At 40.3% G+C, this 18,184-nt stretch carries 12 protein-coding genes; 10 read left to right on the top strand and 2 right to left on the bottom strand.

The annotated features are described in order from the left end of the window. The first annotated feature begins 116 nt into the window (after positions 1-116). From FSU_RS07135 to FSU_RS15880, 4 genes are all read left to right on the top strand, one after another. Complete coding sequence (locus FSU_RS07135; protein WP_041917831.1) at positions 117-5,576, top strand: sacsin N-terminal ATP-binding-like domain-containing protein; 5,460 nt, start codon at positions 117-119, stop codon at positions 5,574-5,576. Then, positions 5,558-7,342: a hypothetical protein gene (locus FSU_RS07130; protein WP_014545787.1), complete on the top strand. Its 1,785-nt coding sequence runs from the start codon at positions 5,558-5,560 to the stop codon at positions 7,340-7,342. Before FSU_RS07135 ends, FSU_RS07130 begins: the two co-directional genes overlap by 19 nt. A 2-nt stretch (positions 7,343-7,344) precedes the next feature. Further along, complete coding sequence (locus tag FSU_RS07125) at positions 7,345-9,594, top strand: DEAD/DEAH box helicase (protein ID WP_014545786.1); 2,250 nt, start codon at positions 7,345-7,347, stop codon at positions 9,592-9,594. 62 nt (positions 9,595-9,656) lie between these two features. Further along, complete coding sequence (locus FSU_RS15880) at positions 9,657-9,974, top strand: hypothetical protein (protein WP_014545785.1); 318 nt, start codon at positions 9,657-9,659, stop codon at positions 9,972-9,974. Between the two features lie 19 nt (positions 9,975-9,993). Here the strand turns inward: FSU_RS15880 and pflA are convergent, their stop codons facing one another. Beyond that, positions 9,994-10,770 carry a pyruvate formate-lyase-activating protein gene (pflA, locus tag FSU_RS07120; RefSeq protein ID WP_014545784.1) on the bottom strand — a complete coding sequence of 259 codons (777 nt, stop codon included), beginning with the start codon at positions 10,768-10,770 and terminating at the stop codon, positions 9,994-9,996. A gap of 211 nt (positions 10,771-10,981) precedes the next feature. Here pflA and FSU_RS07115 point away from each other — a divergent pair, with 211 nt between their 5' ends. Continuing rightward, positions 10,982-11,851: a hypothetical protein gene (locus FSU_RS07115; protein ID WP_015731903.1), complete on the top strand. Its 870-nt coding sequence runs from the start codon at positions 10,982-10,984 to the stop codon at positions 11,849-11,851. Positions 11,852-11,951: 100 nt separating this feature from the next. Next, on the top strand, positions 11,952-12,647 hold the full coding sequence (locus FSU_RS07110; protein ID WP_155808730.1) for an MBL fold metallo-hydrolase: 696 nt from the start codon (positions 11,952-11,954) through the stop codon (positions 12,645-12,647). A 92-nt stretch (positions 12,648-12,739) separates the two neighbouring features. Here FSU_RS07110 and pflB read toward each other — a convergent pair whose 3' ends face one another. Next, positions 12,740-14,995 carry a formate C-acetyltransferase gene (gene pflB, locus FSU_RS07105; protein WP_014545782.1) on the bottom strand — a complete coding sequence of 752 codons (2,256 nt, stop codon included), beginning with the start codon at positions 14,993-14,995 and terminating at the stop codon, positions 12,740-12,742. 366 nt (positions 14,996-15,361) lie between these two features. On the opposite strand from pflB, the gene FSU_RS07100 reads away from it, so the two are divergent. The 4 genes from FSU_RS07100 (at position 15,362) to FSU_RS07085 (ending at position 18,090) form a co-directional block, all read left to right on the top strand. Then, the gene (locus tag FSU_RS07100) at positions 15,362-16,408 is read left to right on the top strand and encodes a family 16 glycosylhydrolase (protein WP_014545781.1); all 1,047 of its coding nucleotides are present in this window, start codon (positions 15,362-15,364) and stop codon (positions 16,406-16,408) included. A gap of 106 nt (positions 16,409-16,514) precedes the next feature. Further along, positions 16,515-17,003, top strand: a complete 489-nt coding sequence (locus tag FSU_RS07095) for a hypothetical protein (protein WP_015731901.1) — start codon at positions 16,515-16,517, stop codon at positions 17,001-17,003. Beyond that, entirely contained in the window at positions 17,003-17,521 is a 519-nt protein-coding gene (locus FSU_RS07090; RefSeq protein WP_014545779.1) for a lipoprotein, read from the top strand. Before FSU_RS07095 ends, FSU_RS07090 begins: the two co-directional genes overlap by 1 nt. Positions 17,522-17,604: 83 nt before the next feature. Continuing rightward, on the top strand, positions 17,605-18,090 hold the full coding sequence (locus FSU_RS07085) for a hypothetical protein (protein ID WP_015731900.1): 486 nt from the start codon (positions 17,605-17,607) through the stop codon (positions 18,088-18,090). The last annotated feature ends 94 nt before the right edge of the window (positions 18,091-18,184 follow it).

The raw sequence follows: 18,184 nt of genomic DNA, 5'->3' as shown, positions 1-18,184 counted from the left end.
AAATAAGTGAAAAAAAGCCCTCGTTTTGAATGAGGGCTTTTTAATGTACAAAAAAAAGCGGGAGCAATCATTTTTTATATTGAAAAGATAAGATTCATCGAAATTATGGAATAAACATGCTAAAAAGATCTTCTTTTTCGAATTATGAAACTAATATTCTTTCCACCATTCAATTAAATCTTGATAACTATAAATATGGCTCTGGTTTTACCATATTAAAGGAACTAATTCAAAATGCCAGTGATGCCAATGCGACAAAAATTGTTATTCGTTCGTTTACAGCTGTTCCTAATGCTCATTGCCCGCTATTAAAAAGAGCTGGGATTGTTGTTTATAATAATGGAAAGTTTGATGAAGATGATGCAAAAAACATCGCCATGTTTGGAGGCGATAACAAAAAAAATGATGCTACCACAATTGGTAGGTATGGTTTTGGCTTAAAAAGCATTTATCATTTATGTGATGCATTTATCTATTATGGTCATAAAGATAAGCTTATTAATGGATTGAGTCCCTTAAAAGGTAAAGATGACGATGGTAATTCTGGTGAATTTGCTGATCTTACAGAAGACGATGAAAAGGCTCTTGTTGAACAATTTGAAAAAGAACAAGATGGTTTATCTTTTTTTATTCCTGTTGATGGAAAAAATAAAATTGGCTCTGAACCGGTCGATCCTAAACATCCATTTAACAGAAATGAAAAAGGATGCTCTGAGTTAATACAAAATATTATTCTTACTTTTGCAATTCTTTCGAAATCGTCAAAAGGAACAAAATTAAAAGAATTTCGCTATGATTTAGGAGATTGTAACATTCTGCTGAATGTAAATGAAAATAACTGTAGACTTTCACTGAATTTTCAAGACGAAATTGTAGTTCCTTTTTCATCACTAAGAGATGTTGTTGGCGAAAGTATTTTTGCAAATGAAGAACAAAAAAGAGTTGTTAACGAATTGGCACGTAGACTGGCTAAATGTGATTACGAAGGTTCTTTGAAAACTAAGAAAAAAATCGTTGATTTTGGGAAATCAATAAATGAGCTTGCTGAAGAGCGCCTTCGTGGGACTACAGTGTTACAGTTGTTACGAATTCCAAGAATTGTACAAGATGAAAAAATAAATTTGAGGCTTTCTTTTGCCTCGTATCTTCCTTTGCCGAAACAAGAAAAAATTGGGGAAATAAAAAGGATTGATTGCGATTTTAATTATGCTGTAATTATACATGCTCCATTTGCAATTGATTCTGGAAGAAAAAATATTTACAAATTTGATACAATCTGCCATCATAGAGTAGAAATGAACGATTTTGAAAATGTAGAATATTCTTTGGATGAGGAAAAACCGCTTCATCGATGGTGGAATAGAATACTTTTTCAGTCTATTTTGGCTCCTAGTTTACCGTCGTTATTAGATAAGGCTTTAAAAGATGGGGTGTTGTTAGAACAGGATGTTAAGGATGTTGGTAAAAAACTGTATGATTTGCTTCAACAAGGCGAAGATGGCGAGAAACGTCGCCTAGAATACGTTAATGCCAAAAATGTGTTTGTTAGAAGAATAAATGCTGGTGGCGTAAAGGAATGGATTTTACTTCAGGTTGAGCGAGGCGGTAGATATATACACATTCCTGAAACAGATGATTCTAAATTGTTAAACTGGCTAACGAAAATGGCTGGGTCAATGGATGTTCTTCTTTTGACGGATACTGTTTCTACTTTGCCGCCAACAATAAAATTTGATTTAAATGCTTTTGAACAATTACTTGCGACTATTCCTAGCGAGCTTTTTGAAGATGAATTGATTATTGAATTTCTACATAAATTAATTTTAATAAATGGAATAAATAAAACTAGGTTGCATAGCGATTTGAATTTAAAAAATTGCATAAGAACAGCTATACTAAGGGCTTTGGCGAATTTAGGTGTTGCCAAGGTAATGACATCTATAAATAAAATAAAGGATTTGTGTAGTGTAATAGAGTTTTACGAAATTCAGAATATTGACATTTTAGATGACGAGTGGACATATTTATGGGAAAAAGATAATCCCTTTATATTGTTGCCTTCGCAAACACTAGTTCATAACAATTGTAATATTGAATATGATTTTGATGAATTTCTCTATTTTTTATGTATTTGTGCAGAGGAAAATAAACTTTCAGGCAAAGCTCAGTTAAGTGTAATACAAGCTATTGCCGGTGATAGTATAAAGTCTGTTTTGTCAAAAATAGAAAGAGACTATCGCTCAAATTTGAAGGTCTTTAAAGTACAGAAAATTCAGTATGATAGGGGAAAAAATATCCTTAACAATACAATAGACTTTTTAGACTATAATGCAGTTTTAAAAATAAATCTTTTTAGGGAATTTGATTTTAGTGATTCGTCGCATATTATTTGCAAGCTTGTAAAGTTGATTGAAAATGAAAACTTATACATGGTGGAAAATGCTGATGTCAATCGAAGTGCTTTCCTGAATAAATTTGCACGTAGTGCAAATAAGGCTGGTGCCTTAGATTATCTGAAAGAAAAATATCAGCAATATCTTGCAATTTCAAATGATGAAGATATAAGAAAAGATTTTCTTGAAAGTATTTTTGATAGAAACAGTTTGCTTGAAAATATTCGACCAGAATATTCAGGAATCTATACATTTTTATTGATGGGGTTCAAGGAAACGCAGTCAAAAATTTGTATTCTAAAGCCTAATTGTAGTGAAGTTTGGAAAAAAATATATGAAGATTGCTTAAAAAAGGATAATAAAGCAATAGAACTTTTAACTCTTAGCGAAAATCAAAAAAAATTTGTTGAAAATCACAATACTCTTTTGAAAAATATAACATGGCTAGATAATAATGAATGTCAAGAAATGCTTGTACATTTTTCTCAAGGTAATAATCTTGATTTTATGAAAACGGAGTATTATCAAAATGAGAGTAATCGCAAGCAAATATTTGAAGTCATTAATGAACCAAAAAGGAACTTGTATTATAGAATACCTTTACATAAAAATGAAAAAGGTGAATTTGTGTCTTTCGTTCCAGGATCAACGTGGTATAATAAGCATAATATTGAATTTGAGGTAGATGTACCTTCATTGGAGGGTAAAATTATACCATGTGAAAAGGATGATTTGCTGAGAAGTAAACAAGATTCGTTTTTTATAAGCGATTCGGACAGAAATCGTTATGAAATTTTGACACAGGGAGCTGCGTTAAGGGAATTTCTTATTTCATATAAATTTGAACCTAGAATTCTTAGAAACTGTTGTGATTGGATTCTTGAAAGAATGCAGCGTTATGTCACTTTTTCGGATAAAGAATTAAGTCAAATAGATAGTATCTGTTGGATTCCTTTAAAGAATTCGGAAAATCTATGTTCAATAAAAGATATCCTTACCACAGATAGGTGCTCACAAGAATCTTTTGCAATCCTAAAGGAATCGTTGAATTTTATTTTATTGGAAGATGTAGATATAAATGATGATAAGAAAAAATACATAACGGGTTTCTTGAAAAGGAGAAATTTAGATTTAATTGATGAAATAAACGTTCGAATTCAAGAAAAATATTCAAACTATTACTTTCCTATTGAAGATAAAGATGAAAAGCAGCGTATATTTAATCTCGCAATAAATAATCTTACACAAAAAAATAAAATACTAAAAATATATGCGGTTATCGGAAGTGATTCGAAATTAAAAATTTCAAAAGAAGAATTGTTGAAGAACTATTGTCAGTTAAGAATTCCTGGTGCATTTGATTATGAAAACGGAATAGAATTATTAAATACTTTGACTGAAAATACCCGTTGCGAAGATGATGCTTTAAAATTATTTAATCATATTTTAAAATTGATTAAAGATAACCCAAATTTTAAGTTGTCTGATATTCGTAGATTTCCAAATGCAGAAAATGAACTTGAAAGGGAATGGAAATTAGCGACGGAACTGATTGCTGTTCCTCAATGTTCTGATTCCCATAGTATAGGTCAGAAACTTTACAAAAGAGATAACCTGTGCTCTTCTGAAACTTATGATTTGATTTCAAATTATATACCCCAAAATGATATGGTACAGCGTTTGCCGAAAGCAACGGATGCTGAAATTAAAGAAGTTGTTGATTTTTGGAGACAGAATTGTAAGCAACCTAAATTGGTTTCTTTAGCTTTATACTTGATGCAGGGAAAATTCCGCAGAATGGCTGGTGCTTTAGAAGATTCCATTCTTGGTAAATTGGATGAATTTTGTCGAGATGAATTTACTATTCCGTCTAGTCATGTCAATAAACTTTTCCCAACGGAAGAAAGCAAGCGTAATCGATTCAGGACTTTTGATGAAATTAATGTTACTGCAAATGTTATTTCTCAATCTACAAATAAGGCGATGAGTCTTGCTGGAACATGCGAGGAATTTCCAATAAATCCGAAAGTTACGTATGATCCAAATGTTAATCTTGATTTGATCTCAAAGACATTTAATGTTAGGTTGCTGAAATCGTCTGGAATAAATACTGATGAGTCTATTAAATGTTTAATAGAAACTCTTTTGTGGAATATTTATAAGATCGATGTTAAAAAAGCGTTTTTATTGAAAAATGAGTTTTTTAAATTAATTGACGAAACTAGCCAATATACGATAAAAGCTGCTCAAAAACACATTAGACGAGAAATTTTCTCTACATTACATTTTTTGAATGTAAAACACAAAGAGTATAAAAGATTAAATAATGAAATAAATCGTCTAGACAATAAGGATGAGAATTCTGAAAGTGAATCGCAAAAAGAATGGGATTTGCGAAATGAAATGTTAGAAACAGTAATAAGAGAACCGGATTTACAGCGATATATTTTTGATCGCGTTTGTCATAAGATAAAGGAACATCAATATTTTAGTTCAAGTATCCTTTTTGAATTATTTCAGAATGCAGATGATTGCGTTAACGATTTTCTAAAGGCACCTGAAGATATTGCCTTGAAATATGCCGATAAGAAAAAATTTGAGGTGCATTTTGATTCTATTGCAAAACGACTTGAAATAATTCATTACGGTCGAAAGATTAATCAAAGTTTTCCAGAAGTGGATGATGATATTGCGAATTCTTTTAAACGTGATTTGCAAAACATGCTGTCTATCGCGTCTTCGGAAAAAAGCCAAGAAAATGGCCAAACAGGTAAATTTGGGTTAGGCTTCAAAAGCGTTTATACTGTATGCGATGAGCCGGTTGTTCGCAGCGGTGACTTGCAATTCAAAATTATTGCTGGTATATATCCTGACGAAAATATTGAATATGATAAAACATGTGATGATTGTACCAAAATTGAATTGAAATGCAGAGACGATATTGATGTCGAAAACGATTGCTTTGCTGAGTTTGAAAAATGTGCCGCATTTTTAACGGTATTTTCTAAACAGATAAATAAAATATATTTATTGGATAAGGTTATCGAGCCTGAATATCAAAATGTTTGTGAATTGTCGAAAAGTGAAACTGCTATAAAAAAAGTGAAGTTGAATGGCGAAGTCTTTTTGTTAGTGGATCATAGAGATTGCGAAGTCCTTTTAAAATGTTATTTAAAGAATTAGATGGAATTTTAGTTAACTTGACAGAATGTGATAGTTGGCATCCTCGCGTATGGCATCTTACGCCACTTGAAGCGTCTGAAACGTTACCTTTTATTATTAATGCTGATTTTGAAATAGATACAGGTCGAAAGAACCTTGCTGCAGGAAATAAGAAAAATGAAACGTTGATGAAAAAAATCGCTAATTGTCTTTTTGTCATCTTGCAGGAAATGATATCTACATCATATTCCTATCAAAAATATGCATACGATATTGCGACGTTATTATTGAAAACTCGAAATACGAATGATAAGTATTTTGCTCCTTTTGCTGAAAATATTTTGCAAAAATTATTCAGACAGGAGAAAATATTAGTTTCAGGTTATGGGCCTGTGACTAAATTTGAAGACCGCATTAGGCTTTTTTCTGTCGCCGCATCTAATTATACGGATGGAGATGACTCTAAATTGTTGAATGCTTTTCAAAATATATTGGCAATCAATAAATGCGATGCTTTTGTAATGACTCATTTGGCTTCGGAAAGCTATCTTTCAGAATTTGGTTCTCTGATTGAAATAAATAAAATGGAACTGGCTGATCTTTTTGCCGAAATAAAAAATAAGACTTTGACAGTTGATCTTTTGGACAATATTATTTTAATTGAGTCTATCCTCAAACCGAATGTAAAGCCTAGCTTTTGGGAAGATTTTAATAAAATTGATTTTAATATAAAATCAAGTGATGGTTTAGTGGTTGCCATTCGAGAACTATATGAAGTAAATGGTACATCGGTATGGTTGGCAAAAGAAAAAATAGATTTGTCATATTATACATCGAACAGCATTGCTTTTTTTGAAAAAAATAATTTATTAAATAATCTCAGAACTGCTTCAAATTATTGGACTCCAACTCCAATAAATGTGTTGTCTGAACCATCGCAGGAAGAGAATATTTATTATTCAGAAGATGATTTGAAAAATTGCAGAGAATTGACTGAATCAGAATTGCTTCAATTGCTGTCTGAAAAGGAATCTCTCGTCGCCTTATACTATGAAAAACTTTATTCGAGTGATTTCTTTGATCATGAAAAATTAAGATTCCGTAATTCTCTGATTCTTGATGAATCTAGTGATGATTTAAAAATGACCAAGGAATGGTGCATTTTGATGCTTTATGGAATGTGCCAAAGTCTTCCGTACTATAACCATCAGGAAGTTTCTCTCAAAAAAGCAATACAGTTCCTTAACGAAAATGGCTTTATTGATGATTTTTGTAATAAAGTAAATCTTCAAGATATCCGCGATCAATTCAATAAAGAAACCCATTCCGAAGAATGCTATTTGCGTCCGTTTGAAATGATGTTGAGATTGCGTCGTTTCCAAAAAAGATTTATTGACTTCTATACTGTTGTGCGGCAATTGCCGTTAAGAGAGCATTTTGAAAATATTGCAGTACTTCTTTATCCTTCCATGGATTCAGAATTATCCGGTACGGATATTGATTATGCGACTATGAACAGATCGTTCAAATTGGGCATCCATTTCGTACTTCGAGAATTGCTCAGGAGTGGTTTCTGGGTGGATGGCGAAGATGCCGTGGAACCAGAAAAACTTGAACAGATTAAACTACAAACTTTTATGCCTCGACAAAAAATCTGCAAAATGCTTGGCTTAGATTGCAAAAATGCAAGTTCTGTGCGGATATTCAGAAAAATAGGCGAAATGTTGCCTGATCATAATACTATGGATGATACATTTGATATACTTTTTATAGAAAAGGAGTTTTAATAATGCAACAGGGCGATATTGTAATTCATAAAGAGTTTGGTAGAGGAAAGATTGAAGCGGTATTGACTGATTCGCAGGTTGTAGTCCGTTTTGATTCGGATCGTCAAAATGGCAAGTTTATCTCCATTTCGGAATTGGCTCCGGTCGCATCATTCTCTGATCAATTGTCAGCCTCTGTTGATAATGAAATAGAAAAAAAAGCTCTTGTCCATATACAAGGTGAAGTGGTCAAATTTATAAATAACAGTTGGGGACTATTTTCTAGTTCGTCTATAGAACTTTTGCCACATCAACTGTGGGTATGTAAACAGGTTTTGAGCCGTTGGCCTATAGGATATGTTATTGCGGATGATGTTGGCTTGGGAAAGACTATTGAAGCGGGTCTTATTATGACTAGTCTCTTTAGTACTGGGAAGGTACGCCGCATTTTGATTCTTGCTCCTGCAAAACTTGTCGGACAATGGCAAGAGCGTATGAAAAGTATGTTCAATCTAGGATTCTTTGCCTATTCAACGGAAGTTGAAAAAACGAATCCAGATTTTTGGACAAGTGCGACTTTTGTTGTTGCTTCGGCATCGACTATGCAGGCCGATAGTCATGGTAGGTTTGACCATTTATGTGATGCTCCAGCATGGGATTTGGTTGTTGTCGATGAAGCTCATCATATGAATGCAGAAGAACAGGGGAACAAGACTCTTCAGTTCAAACTGTTTGAAATGTTGCAGGAAAATGGGAAAATTGTTTCGAGCTTACTATTTACAGGTACGCCTCATCGAGGAAAAAATTATGGCTTTTGGTCATTAATGTCACTGGTGGCTCCTGGTGTGTTTGGACCCGGTAAAGACGAAGCATCGCAATATTCTCATCTTAAGGATTATTTTATTAGAAATAACAAGAAGAACGTTGTCGATATGAAGGGAAAAATTCTTTTCACGAAGATGACTCAGCATCCTTATACTTTTACTTATTCTCCTGAAGAAAAAGAATTTTATGATGCGATGACCGCTTTCATATCTGCTGGTTATATGTATGCTAAAACCTTAGGGAATGCTGGAAGTGCGGTAGGTCTGTTGTTGAGCTGCTTGCAGAAAATTGCATCTAGCTCTATTGCTGCGATATCGTCTGCTTTGAAAAATCGTAAGGAAGCTTTGGAAGGGAAAGCTACTGCGTATAAAAATTTCCTATCAAATTATGGTGAAGATGAACGGGAGGGCTTTGATGATGAGGCTACAATCAGTGTTCAGACTCTTGCTGAACCTTTGAAACTGATGGAAAATGAAATAGACCATATCAATTTATTATTAGAAAAAGCGACAAAGGTTACCTCAGAAACAAGGATCAACCGCATTGTTGAAATTATCAAAGAGAAATATCCGAATGATCAGGTTCTTTTATTTACGGAATATAAAAGAACGCAATCTCTGATGATGACAGAATTGATGAAGGTATGGGGGGACAATAGTGTCACCATAATCAATGGCGATGAATCCTTAAAAGATGTAGTTTATCCTGATGGATGTTCTCGTGACATTTCTATTTCCAGAAATGATGCTTGCGAAAAATTCAACAATGGTGAAGTTCGCTTTTTGATTTCCACAGAGGCGGCTGGTGAAGGTATCGACCTTCAAAAGAATTGTCATGTACTCATCCATATCGACTTGCCTTGGAATCCTATGCGACTTCATCAGCGAGTTGGCCGTGTTCATCGACTTGGACAAACTCACGATGTCGAAGTCGTTTCGGTGCGCAATCCCGATAATATTGAATCCAAGATTTGGGGATATCTCGAAGAAAAAATTGATCAGATTCAAAAGATGTTATCTGAGAGCATGGATGATCCCGATGACATGATGCAAATTGTGCTTGGCATGCAATCTAGCCAATTTTTTACGGATGTTATGGAAAAAACGGATTTTGCGGAAGCCAAGCAAAGTGTAGATAAGTGGTTTGATAAGACTACTGGAAAATTTGGTGGAGAGTCGGCTGTCGATACTGCAACGAAATTGGGACTTAACGCTAGTAAATTTAACTTGAGTGGCCTTGATGATATTCCCAAGTTGGATTTGCCAAATCTTGTTTCTTTTATGAAGCGAGCTTTGGAAGTTAGGGGTAAGCGCCTTATGTATGAAGAGGCTGATGATACCTATAGATTCAACATTCCGAATGAATGGCGGACATTTGGTGTTAGGGCTGTTGTGAATAAGGCTGTTTTTAGACGACAATTGAATGATGGGGAAAACAGTCGGATATAATCGGCGTTGGTTCAAAAGTTGTCAATAACGCTCTTGAAGATGCATCTCGCTTCGAAAACTCCGTGGTTCATATTTCTGGAACGAATTCCTATTTTGTCTATTCTGTAATGGAGTCTTCGTCTAGAGGGAATGAATCAGGTAATCCTCAACTGTTTGTTGTAAACTATGACGCAAATAGTCAAGCGGTAAAGGAAATGTCGATAGATGGTTTCTACCAATTTCTTGAAAATGTTAAGTCTTCTCAAGATACGAATGCCGGATATCTAAAGAATGTTCCTGAAATAGTGCAGGAACTTGCAGAACAAAAGAAAGTGTCTTTGAATATGACATCACCGAATATGCGTCTAGAAGGGATTCTTTGTGGAGCTAGTTGTGCTTGATTAAAGAATTTGCCCTTCCTTACTCTTTCCACCCGGTGTATTTTGCGGTTTCGAGAATCTCGTTGGCGTTGGCGACACGTTCGGCGGTGGGCGATTGCGTGTCCTTTAGCGCATAGTCGATTTTGAGTTCCTTGTACTTGCTTAGTGCGAATGCATGGTAGGGGAGGACTTCGACTCGTTTGACGTTGTGGAGCGTGCGGATGAAGTCGCGGGTGCGCGTGAGGGCTTCGTCGTTATCGCTAATGCCAGGCACGAGCACGTGGCGGATCCAGATGGGTTTTTGGATGCGGTCGAGGTAACGGAAAAATTCGATGATGTTTTCGTTGCCGTGTCCTGTGAGTTCCTTGTGTGCGTCAGCGTCGATGTGCTTAATGTCCACGAGCAAGAGGTCGGTGGATTTCATCAGTCGTTCGATTTTAGCAAACGGTTCGCCTGTGGGTCTGAATGTGACGCCGCACGTGTCGACACACGTGTGGACTCCTGCCGATTTTGCGGCCTCGAAGAATTCAATCATGAAGTCGATTTGCGCCAGCGGTTCGCCGCCGCTTACTGTAATGCCGCCGTCAGTTCCCCAGTAGGGCTTGTAGCGCAAGGCTTTTTTCAGCAGGTCTTCTGCTGAAATTTCGAACGATCCGTTCGCGGTTCCGTTTGCGCTTTTAGTCCCGAAATCCCACGTTTCCGGGTTGTGGCAGAACTTGCAGCGCATCGGGCAACCCTGCGTAAATACGACAAAGCGGATTCCCGGTCCGTCGACCGATCCGAACGTTTCAAGCTTGTTGATTCTTCCGAGAGTCATGCTGTAAAAATAAAAAATTGCGTTTTCGTTTTGCGTGGAATTTTTTGCGGTGTTCTGTAAAAAGCGAAAGATGTTCTATATGATACAAAACGATGAAAATGCGTTGCGTATGGTTGGTAAATCCGTAATTTTTTCCGGAGAAAATATCTTTTTTTATTTTGCGATTTTTTTTAGATTTTATGGTGTATAAAATATTTTGGAAGAAAACATAATGAAACATTATTTGCAAATTTTGGTTGCAGCAGGCTTGTTTGCTGCGTGTTCAAGCGGTCCTGATGCACTTGCGTCTTCGGCAGGTGCTGCTGATAAGTCTTCGATTGTGCTTAGTGATGATGCTCAAAATTATTTGAATTCAGCGCGGGTTGCTTCATCGAACGTTGCGGTCATTGAATCTGGTAATGAAACTTTTAATGAAATGAAAACACTCTTGAGTGAAAAGTATGATGTACGCGTTCTAAGTACCGATGAAATTTTGTTTGAAAAGGAAGGTGTGCAAGTTGATCTTTCTGAATTGGAATCAAATCGAAAACAGTGCGCCAATGGGATATTGAAAACCATTATGCCTAGCAAGTATGCGGATAAGTATATGCTTGTTTCTGTTGATGAAGAATGGCAGTTTTCTGAGCACGAAGACTCAAAAATATCTGGATACACATTTAATTTCAAGCGTCTTTTTGAAGGCCGTGTTGTACGAAATAATAGAAACAACTTATATATTTCAACTGACGGAAATGGGCTCTTTAAAGATGGCCTAATCACTGTACAAGACCTGAAAACGACAACAGAAATGGTTGCGGTAAATGATGATGTTAAAGAAAATGTGGCCGTGCTGGATTCAATTTATAGAGAGAATTCATATACGGTTGTCGTTTGCAGTATGTGCAAAAGAGGGGAGAAGAAAGTTCAAATAAATAAAGTAATTATTACGGGTGTAGCCGATGCGTATTGCAAAAGTTCACAAAATTCGGATTTAAAGTTGTGGCCGTGTATTTCTTATACGACCAAAGAAAGTTTGGCCGATGGCGATACAATAGCTCGTGTTATTGACGCTCCGTATTCGCGTGCGGTCAGTGCGGAATAAGGTCGTAATTATTTTTTTTTGAGAATTGTGTTTACGCTATTGTTTATGAGAACAGAGAATCGGAGGAAAATTCTATCTTTGGCTTTCGATGACGAAAATCGTGAAACTGACAGATAGAATCCGGTATTTGCAAATGTCGTATGAGCCGCTGAGCGCGGATGTTGTTGCTGTGCGTGGCGATTCTGCGTGGTGGATTTTTGATGTGGGTGCCTGCGACGAGGCTGTTGATTTTATAAACGCGTTGCCGTGCAGTTCCGAGAGCTCGACGCATCTTGATACTAGCGAGTGCATCAAAAATGCCACTGTTCCGCTCAAAAAGAACATCGTAATTTCACATTTCCATCGTGACCATTTGCTGAATGTCCAGCGCATGTGCGGTGGCGAGATTTCGCTAGATTTTGATACGCTTTATGTTGGTTCGCATGCCTCAAAAGTCGTTGGCGAAATTGCTGGTCACGAAAAGATTACAGTGTCTTCACCGCTTTTGTTTGACGATGTCGTGCATATCGAAATTTTGCCGGTTCCCAATAGCCATGCTAAAGGCTCGCTTGCGCTCATTGTGGATGATTATGTTTTTTTGGGTGGTGCAACGTACCCGATGGTAGGTCATGGCTCTCCTGACGTTTATAACGTGCAGATTTTGGGCGAGCAAATTAAGCTGTTGAAGACACTCTCCGCATCGCGTTTTTGCTTGAGCCATAAGCGTGGGCTTGTGCGCGATAAGACTTCTGTGATTCAGTTCCTGGAATCCGTTTACGCTCGCCGTCAGAAGAACGAAAATTACATCGTGGCATAGTTTTCGCGGCTTTTCGCCGCATCTTTGCGGCATTCCCCCAATAACAAAAAAAGGTCCCCTTTCGGGAACCTTTTTAAGCTTTTTCCAAGCGATTAGAGAACGCCGTGTGCCTGGCGGGCAATCACGTCGAGCTGCTGTTCGCGAGTGAGCTTGATGAAGCGCACGGCGTAGCCAGAAACGCGGATCGTGAAGTTCTGGTATTCTTCCTTCTCCGGATGTTCCATAGCGTCCTTGAGCTTTTCGACACCGAATACGTTCACGTTCAAGTGGTGGCTGCTCTGGCCGAAGTAACCGTCGAGAACCTGCACGAGCTTGTTGGCACGTTCTTCGTCGTCATGGCCGAGTGCATCCGGGTTGATGGTCTGCGTGTTGCTGATACCGTCGAGAGCGTATTCGTACGGAATCTTGGCGACAGAGTTGAGGGATGCCAAGAGGCCGTTCTTTTCGGCACCGTAGCTCGGGCTTGCACCCGGAGAGAACGGTTCACCCTGCTTACGACCATCCGGGAGTGCGCCCGTGGCCTTACCGTAAACAACGTTACTCGTGATGGTAAGGATGGAAGTGGTCGGTTCAGAGTCACGGTAAGTCGGCGTCTGCTTGATCTTGGACATGAACGTCTTGAGGAGCCAAACGGCGATATCGTCTGCGCGGTCGTCGTCGTTTCCATAACGCGGGAAGTCGCCTTCGATCTGGAAGTCCTGAGCGAGGCCGGTAGCCGGATCGCGGATGACCTTGACCTTGGCGTACTTGATTGCAGAAAGGGAGTCGACAACGTGGCTGAAGCCTGCGATACCCGTTGCAAACGTACGGCGAACGTTGGTATCGATGAGAGCCATTTCGGCAGCTTCGTAGTAGTACTTGTCGTGCATGTAGTGGATCAAGTTGAGCGTGTTCACGTACAAGTGAGCGAGCCAATCCATGTAGAGTTCAAACTTGTGGACGACTTCATCGTAGTTGAGGTATTCGCTAGTGATAGGCGGATATTCCGGGCCAACCTGCGTACCCTTCACGAGGCATTCATCCTTACCGCCGTTGATGGCGTAGAGGAGCGTCTTGGCGAGGTTTGCACGAGCGCCGAAGAACTGCATTTCCTTACCGGTCTGAGTTGCAGAAACGCAGCAGCAGATGCTGTAGTCGTCGCCCCAGATCGGGCGCATCGTGTCATCGTTTTCGTACTGGATGGCGCTGGTCTTCACGGAGATTTCTGCAGCGAACTTCTTGAAGCTTGCCGGGAGGCGGGGACTGTAGAGGATTGTGAGGTTCGGTTCCGGAGCCGGTCCCATGTTCACGAGCGTGTGCAAGAAGCGGTAGTCGTTCTTGGTCACCTGATGGCGACCGTCCTGGCCGAGGCCAGCGACTTCGAGCGTAGCCCACACCGGGTCACCGCTGAAGAGTTCGTTGTAGCTTGTGATACGGGCGAACTTGACCATGCGAAGCTTCATCACGAAATGGTCGATGATTTCCTGAGCTTCGGTTTCGTTGATGACGCCGTTCTGCAAGTCACGGGTCATGTAAATATCGATGAATGTCGAAACGCGGCCAACGCTCATGGCGGCACCGTTCTGCGTCTTGATGGCAGCGAGGTAACCGAAGTAGAGCCACTGCACGGCTTCGCGTGCGTTCGTTGCCGGCTTGGAAATGTCGTAGCCGTAAATCTTGGCCATGACCTTCATGCCTTCGAGAGCCTTGATCTGTTCGGCGAGTTCTTCGCGTTCGCGGATCACGTGTTCGCGCATATCCGTTTCATCGGTCAGAGCCTTGTCGGCCTTCTTCTGGGCGATGAGGTAATCGATACCGTAAAGGGCAACGCGGCGGTAGTCACCGACGATACGGCCACGGCCGTAAGTATCCGGAAGACCCGTAATGATGTGGGCCTTGCGGGCCATACGCATTGCAGGCGTGTAGGCGTCGAAAACGCCCTGGTTGTGAGTCTTGTGGAATTCAGTAAAGATGCGGTGAAGTTCTTCGCTCGGCGTGTAACCGTAGTTCTTGCAAGATTCTTCAGCCATCTTGATGCCACCGAACGGCATGAATGCGCGCTTGAGCGGCTTGTCGGTCTGGAGACCTACGATCTTTTCGAGATCCTTAGTTTCTTCGGAAATGTAGCCAGCATTGTGGCTTGTAAGAGTGGAGACGACGTCTGTGTCCATGTCGAGGACGCCGCCCTTTGCAATTTCTCTCTTCTGTAGTTCCTGGAGTTCTGCCCAGAGCTTGTTCGTAGCTTCAGTCGGTCCCTGCAAGAACGACTTGTCGCCATCGTAGGGAGTATAGTTTTTCTGGATAAAGTCGCGGACGTTAATTTCTTCCTGCCAGCGACCGCCTTTAAAGCCTGTCCATGCTTCCTGCATAGTAACCTCTTTTGTCTCGAACCCGGCTGTCAATACAATTAAAAAGTTGTTTAACTTTTAAGCCTTGTAGAAAAAGGTGGGCCCGAAATTGTGCTTTTTTCTATCGATTTTTTTTGTAAAACGCAATATACATATTAAAAAAGGGGCAGGCAAGGTATAAAATGAGGCTTTTCAATCGAAAACGACCTTTCAAAAAGCTTACGGAAATATTATCTGTTCAATTTTTGGAAAATATGCTTTTGAATGTAAAATTCCGTCTAAAATATGTAAAATACGGCTGATACAGTTGGTTTTAAAATTCCTCTCGGTGTGCGTGCTTCACGCTTGAACAGAAGCTATCTTATAGACAGAAAGAACGAGGTTATTATGAAAAAGATTCTTATCCCTATGGCTGCAATGGCATTCTTCGCCGCTTGCTCAGACATGAACGAAAACATTATCCCGGCAGCTCCGGGCCAGGCCGCTGGTGCGTCTTCCAGCTCCGATGCAACTCCGGTTGCAGAACTCTCCAGCTCTGACGCTTCGGTTTTGCCGACGGACCTTTCTTCTAGTTCTGTCGAAGTTCTTCCGGGCGTGTCCTCCAGCTCTGTGGAAGCTCTTCCGGCTGCTTCTTCTAGCTCGAATGGCGCTGCTCAGTTCACCTATGCAGTGCCGAAGCTTACCGCTCTTGACCCGACGAAGGAATACTCCTTCTACGGTGCTGAACTTACCGGTAGGGATCAGTTCAAGTATGGCCGTTTTGAAGCACGCATGAAGATGGCTGCCATCTCTGGTTCCGTGAGCTCCATGTTCGTTTACTACGATGACTCCTGGGAAAAGGGTGAAAAGCCGTGGAACGAAATCGATATCGAAGTCTTGGGTAAGGCCGCAGACAAGTGGCAGTCCAACATCATCACTCGCGAAGGTGACCCCTCTATCAAGGCCAACACCTCCTCCGAAAGCAAGCCGCTTCATGACTTTGGCTTTGATGCCACGCAGGATTTCCACCTTTACGCTATCGTCTGGACTCCGGAATACGTGTCCTGGGAAATCGACAGCGTCGAAGTCCGCCGCGATCCCATTGGTCTCAGCCGTGGTAGCCATGCCGATGCCGACCAGGTTGCATTCTTGACCGAAGAACAGTCCCTCCGCTTTAACCTCTGGGCCTCCAAGAGTGCCGCATGGACTGGCAAGTGGGATGGCGGTATCGGTCTTCCGGTTGAACAGCAGATCGACTACGTCCGCGTTTACTCTTACGATGAGGCTACCAAGGGCTTCACGATGCTCTGGCAGGATGATTTCAATGGCGAAGATATTGACTACGATCATTGGGACCGTGGCAACTGGGAAATGGAACGCGTGAACCTCCGCCCGGATAACGTCATCGTCGAAAACGGTGTTTGCCGCCTCATCTTGGATTACGAAGCTAACTAACAAGTTTGGTGTATAGAAGCAAGCCTCCCGGAGAAATCTGGGAGGCTTTTTTCTATATTTTGGACGAAATATTTCTAATAAACCATTTTACCTGTTGGAAAAACGCATGAAAACAAAATATTTTGCCGTTATTGCCCTCCTTGCCGCTACTTTATTTGGTTGCGCTGCAAACGAAGTCCACCGAGTCTCTGAACCGGGGCTTGAAATTTCAGGGAAGAAGTTGTACGTGCTCGTAAATGAACGAGCCATGCACGAAGATTTGACGCAAAAGATTGATTCCGTGTGGAATGCAAATGCATCCGACTTGGACTTGGAGACGGAATTTATTTATAACGAAAAACTTTCTATCAATCCGGTACCTATCTCCCAGGTTCTTGATAATTGTAGCGGTAATTATGCCATGGTGATTGGCATGGGTCTTGAAACAACGAATTCGTCAGTTACAGTTGAATATTTGCCGACGATGTTCAGTTGCGACACCCGTAAGGTCGTCTGGAAAATGTCTATCAAGACGGGCGGTAGCTTTGGCAAGTATTACTTGGTCAAGGAAATCGTCAATGACTTTAAAACCAATAAAATTGTAAGGAGCAAATAATGAAGAAACTTATATCCGTTCTTTTCGTCGTCTTTCTTTTGGCAGGCTGTTCTATCACGAATATCGGACAGTCCAATTTCGAAAAGGTCTATGCGCTAAAGGGCGAAACGGTTGTCGTCACGGCTTCTGCTAACAGTACGCTTAGGGACTTTGCAAATAAAGTTGCAGATATGATGGCGAGTTCGCTTGGCGGAACGTATGGTGTAAACGCCATTGCATTCCACGAAACCGACGAAGTGACGCTTTCTGAATCCCCGCTGGCGGACTTTGCCAAGCAGAATCATGCAAAGTACATCTTGGTAAAGACGTTCACGAAGATCGGCCTTTATGGAAACGCCATCGATACGTTTGATGAAGAACTTGCGCTGCTTTCCCTCGCAGAACGTAAGGTTGTCTGGAAGGCAACGATTAAGTATGAAGCTTACAACCGTATCGGCAAGGGCCATGCTGCAACAGGATCCGTCAACAAGACGATGGAATTGCTTCAGAAGGACGGATTTGTTCTGGGCGGAATGTAAATTCTAATTTTTGTAAAAAATAAGTCTGGGCTGGCTATATGCTGGCCCCTTTTTATATATTGATTTTAAATATAGAGGTAATCATGAAAAAATTTTTCCTTACGGCTATTGCCGCAATTTCGCTCGCTTTTATGGCTTGCGCCCCTTCTAAGCTTGACATTCAGGAAGCTTCGATTACGAGCGATGTGCTGATTGAAGTGCGTCAGGTACTGAATGATTCAATTAGTTTGTATGTCGGTAACGTTTTCTATTTGAACTCTAGGCAAATTGTGGCCGATGACATGTACCCGCTGCACGCGAGTACGCGCGACCCGTCGGAATTTGAAAAGCTCACGCCGACGGATGTCATTAACAGCGATGAAGAATTCTTGAGCTATCTGCGCCGCAAGGCTCCGGACATGATGAACGTGGGCATCGTGATTGGCGAAACCGCTTATAACGAAGTTGGCTTTGAAGAGGCTATCGCCGTTGAAAAGCTCACCAAGATTTTCCAGAAAATCCAGGGTGGCTCGCTTACGCTCTTCCACGAAAAAGAAGGCCACCTCACCGACATGAAAAAGATTTATTAGTTGTTGGTCAGTAGTCATTGGTCATTAGCTATTAGTTATTGGTACATTGTCATGCCCGCCATTGAGCGGGCGTTTCTTTTTTTCTACTTTGAGC

The organism is Fibrobacter succinogenes subsp. succinogenes S85 (assembly GCF_000146505.1).
Classification (GTDB): domain Bacteria; phylum Fibrobacterota; class Fibrobacteria; order Fibrobacterales; family Fibrobacteraceae; genus Fibrobacter; species Fibrobacter succinogenes.
Note: the sequence above shows the minus strand (reverse complement) of the source record. Positions and strands in the feature narration are given on the sequence as shown.

Excerpts from the sequence above, each read along its gene's own strand:
- FSU_RS07135 (WP_041917831.1), top strand. The coding sequence starts at position 117 with ATGCTAAAAAGATCTTCTTTTTCGAATTATGAAACTAATATTCTTTCC.
- FSU_RS07115 (WP_015731903.1), top strand. The coding sequence starts at position 10,982 with ATGAAACATTATTTGCAAATTTTGGTTGCAGCAGGCTTGTTTGCTGCG.
- pflB (WP_014545782.1), bottom strand. The coding sequence starts at position 14,995 with ATGCAGGAAGCATGGACAGGCTTTAAAGGCGGTCGCTGGCAGGAAGAA.
- FSU_RS07095 (WP_015731901.1), top strand. The coding sequence starts at position 16,515 with ATGAAAACAAAATATTTTGCCGTTATTGCCCTCCTTGCCGCTACTTTA.
- FSU_RS07085 (WP_015731900.1), top strand. The coding sequence starts at position 17,605 with ATGAAAAAATTTTTCCTTACGGCTATTGCCGCAATTTCGCTCGCTTTT.
- pflA (WP_014545784.1), bottom strand. The coding sequence starts at position 10,770 with ATGACTCTCGGAAGAATCAACAAGCTTGAAACGTTCGGATCGGTCGAC.
- FSU_RS07100 (WP_014545781.1), top strand. The coding sequence starts at position 15,362 with ATGAAAAAGATTCTTATCCCTATGGCTGCAATGGCATTCTTCGCCGCT.
- FSU_RS07090 (WP_014545779.1), top strand. The coding sequence starts at position 17,003 with ATGAAGAAACTTATATCCGTTCTTTTCGTCGTCTTTCTTTTGGCAGGC.
- FSU_RS07125 (WP_014545786.1), top strand. The coding sequence starts at position 7,345 with ATGCAACAGGGCGATATTGTAATTCATAAAGAGTTTGGTAGAGGAAAG.
- FSU_RS07130 (WP_014545787.1), top strand. The coding sequence starts at position 5,558 with ATGTTATTTAAAGAATTAGATGGAATTTTAGTTAACTTGACAGAATGT.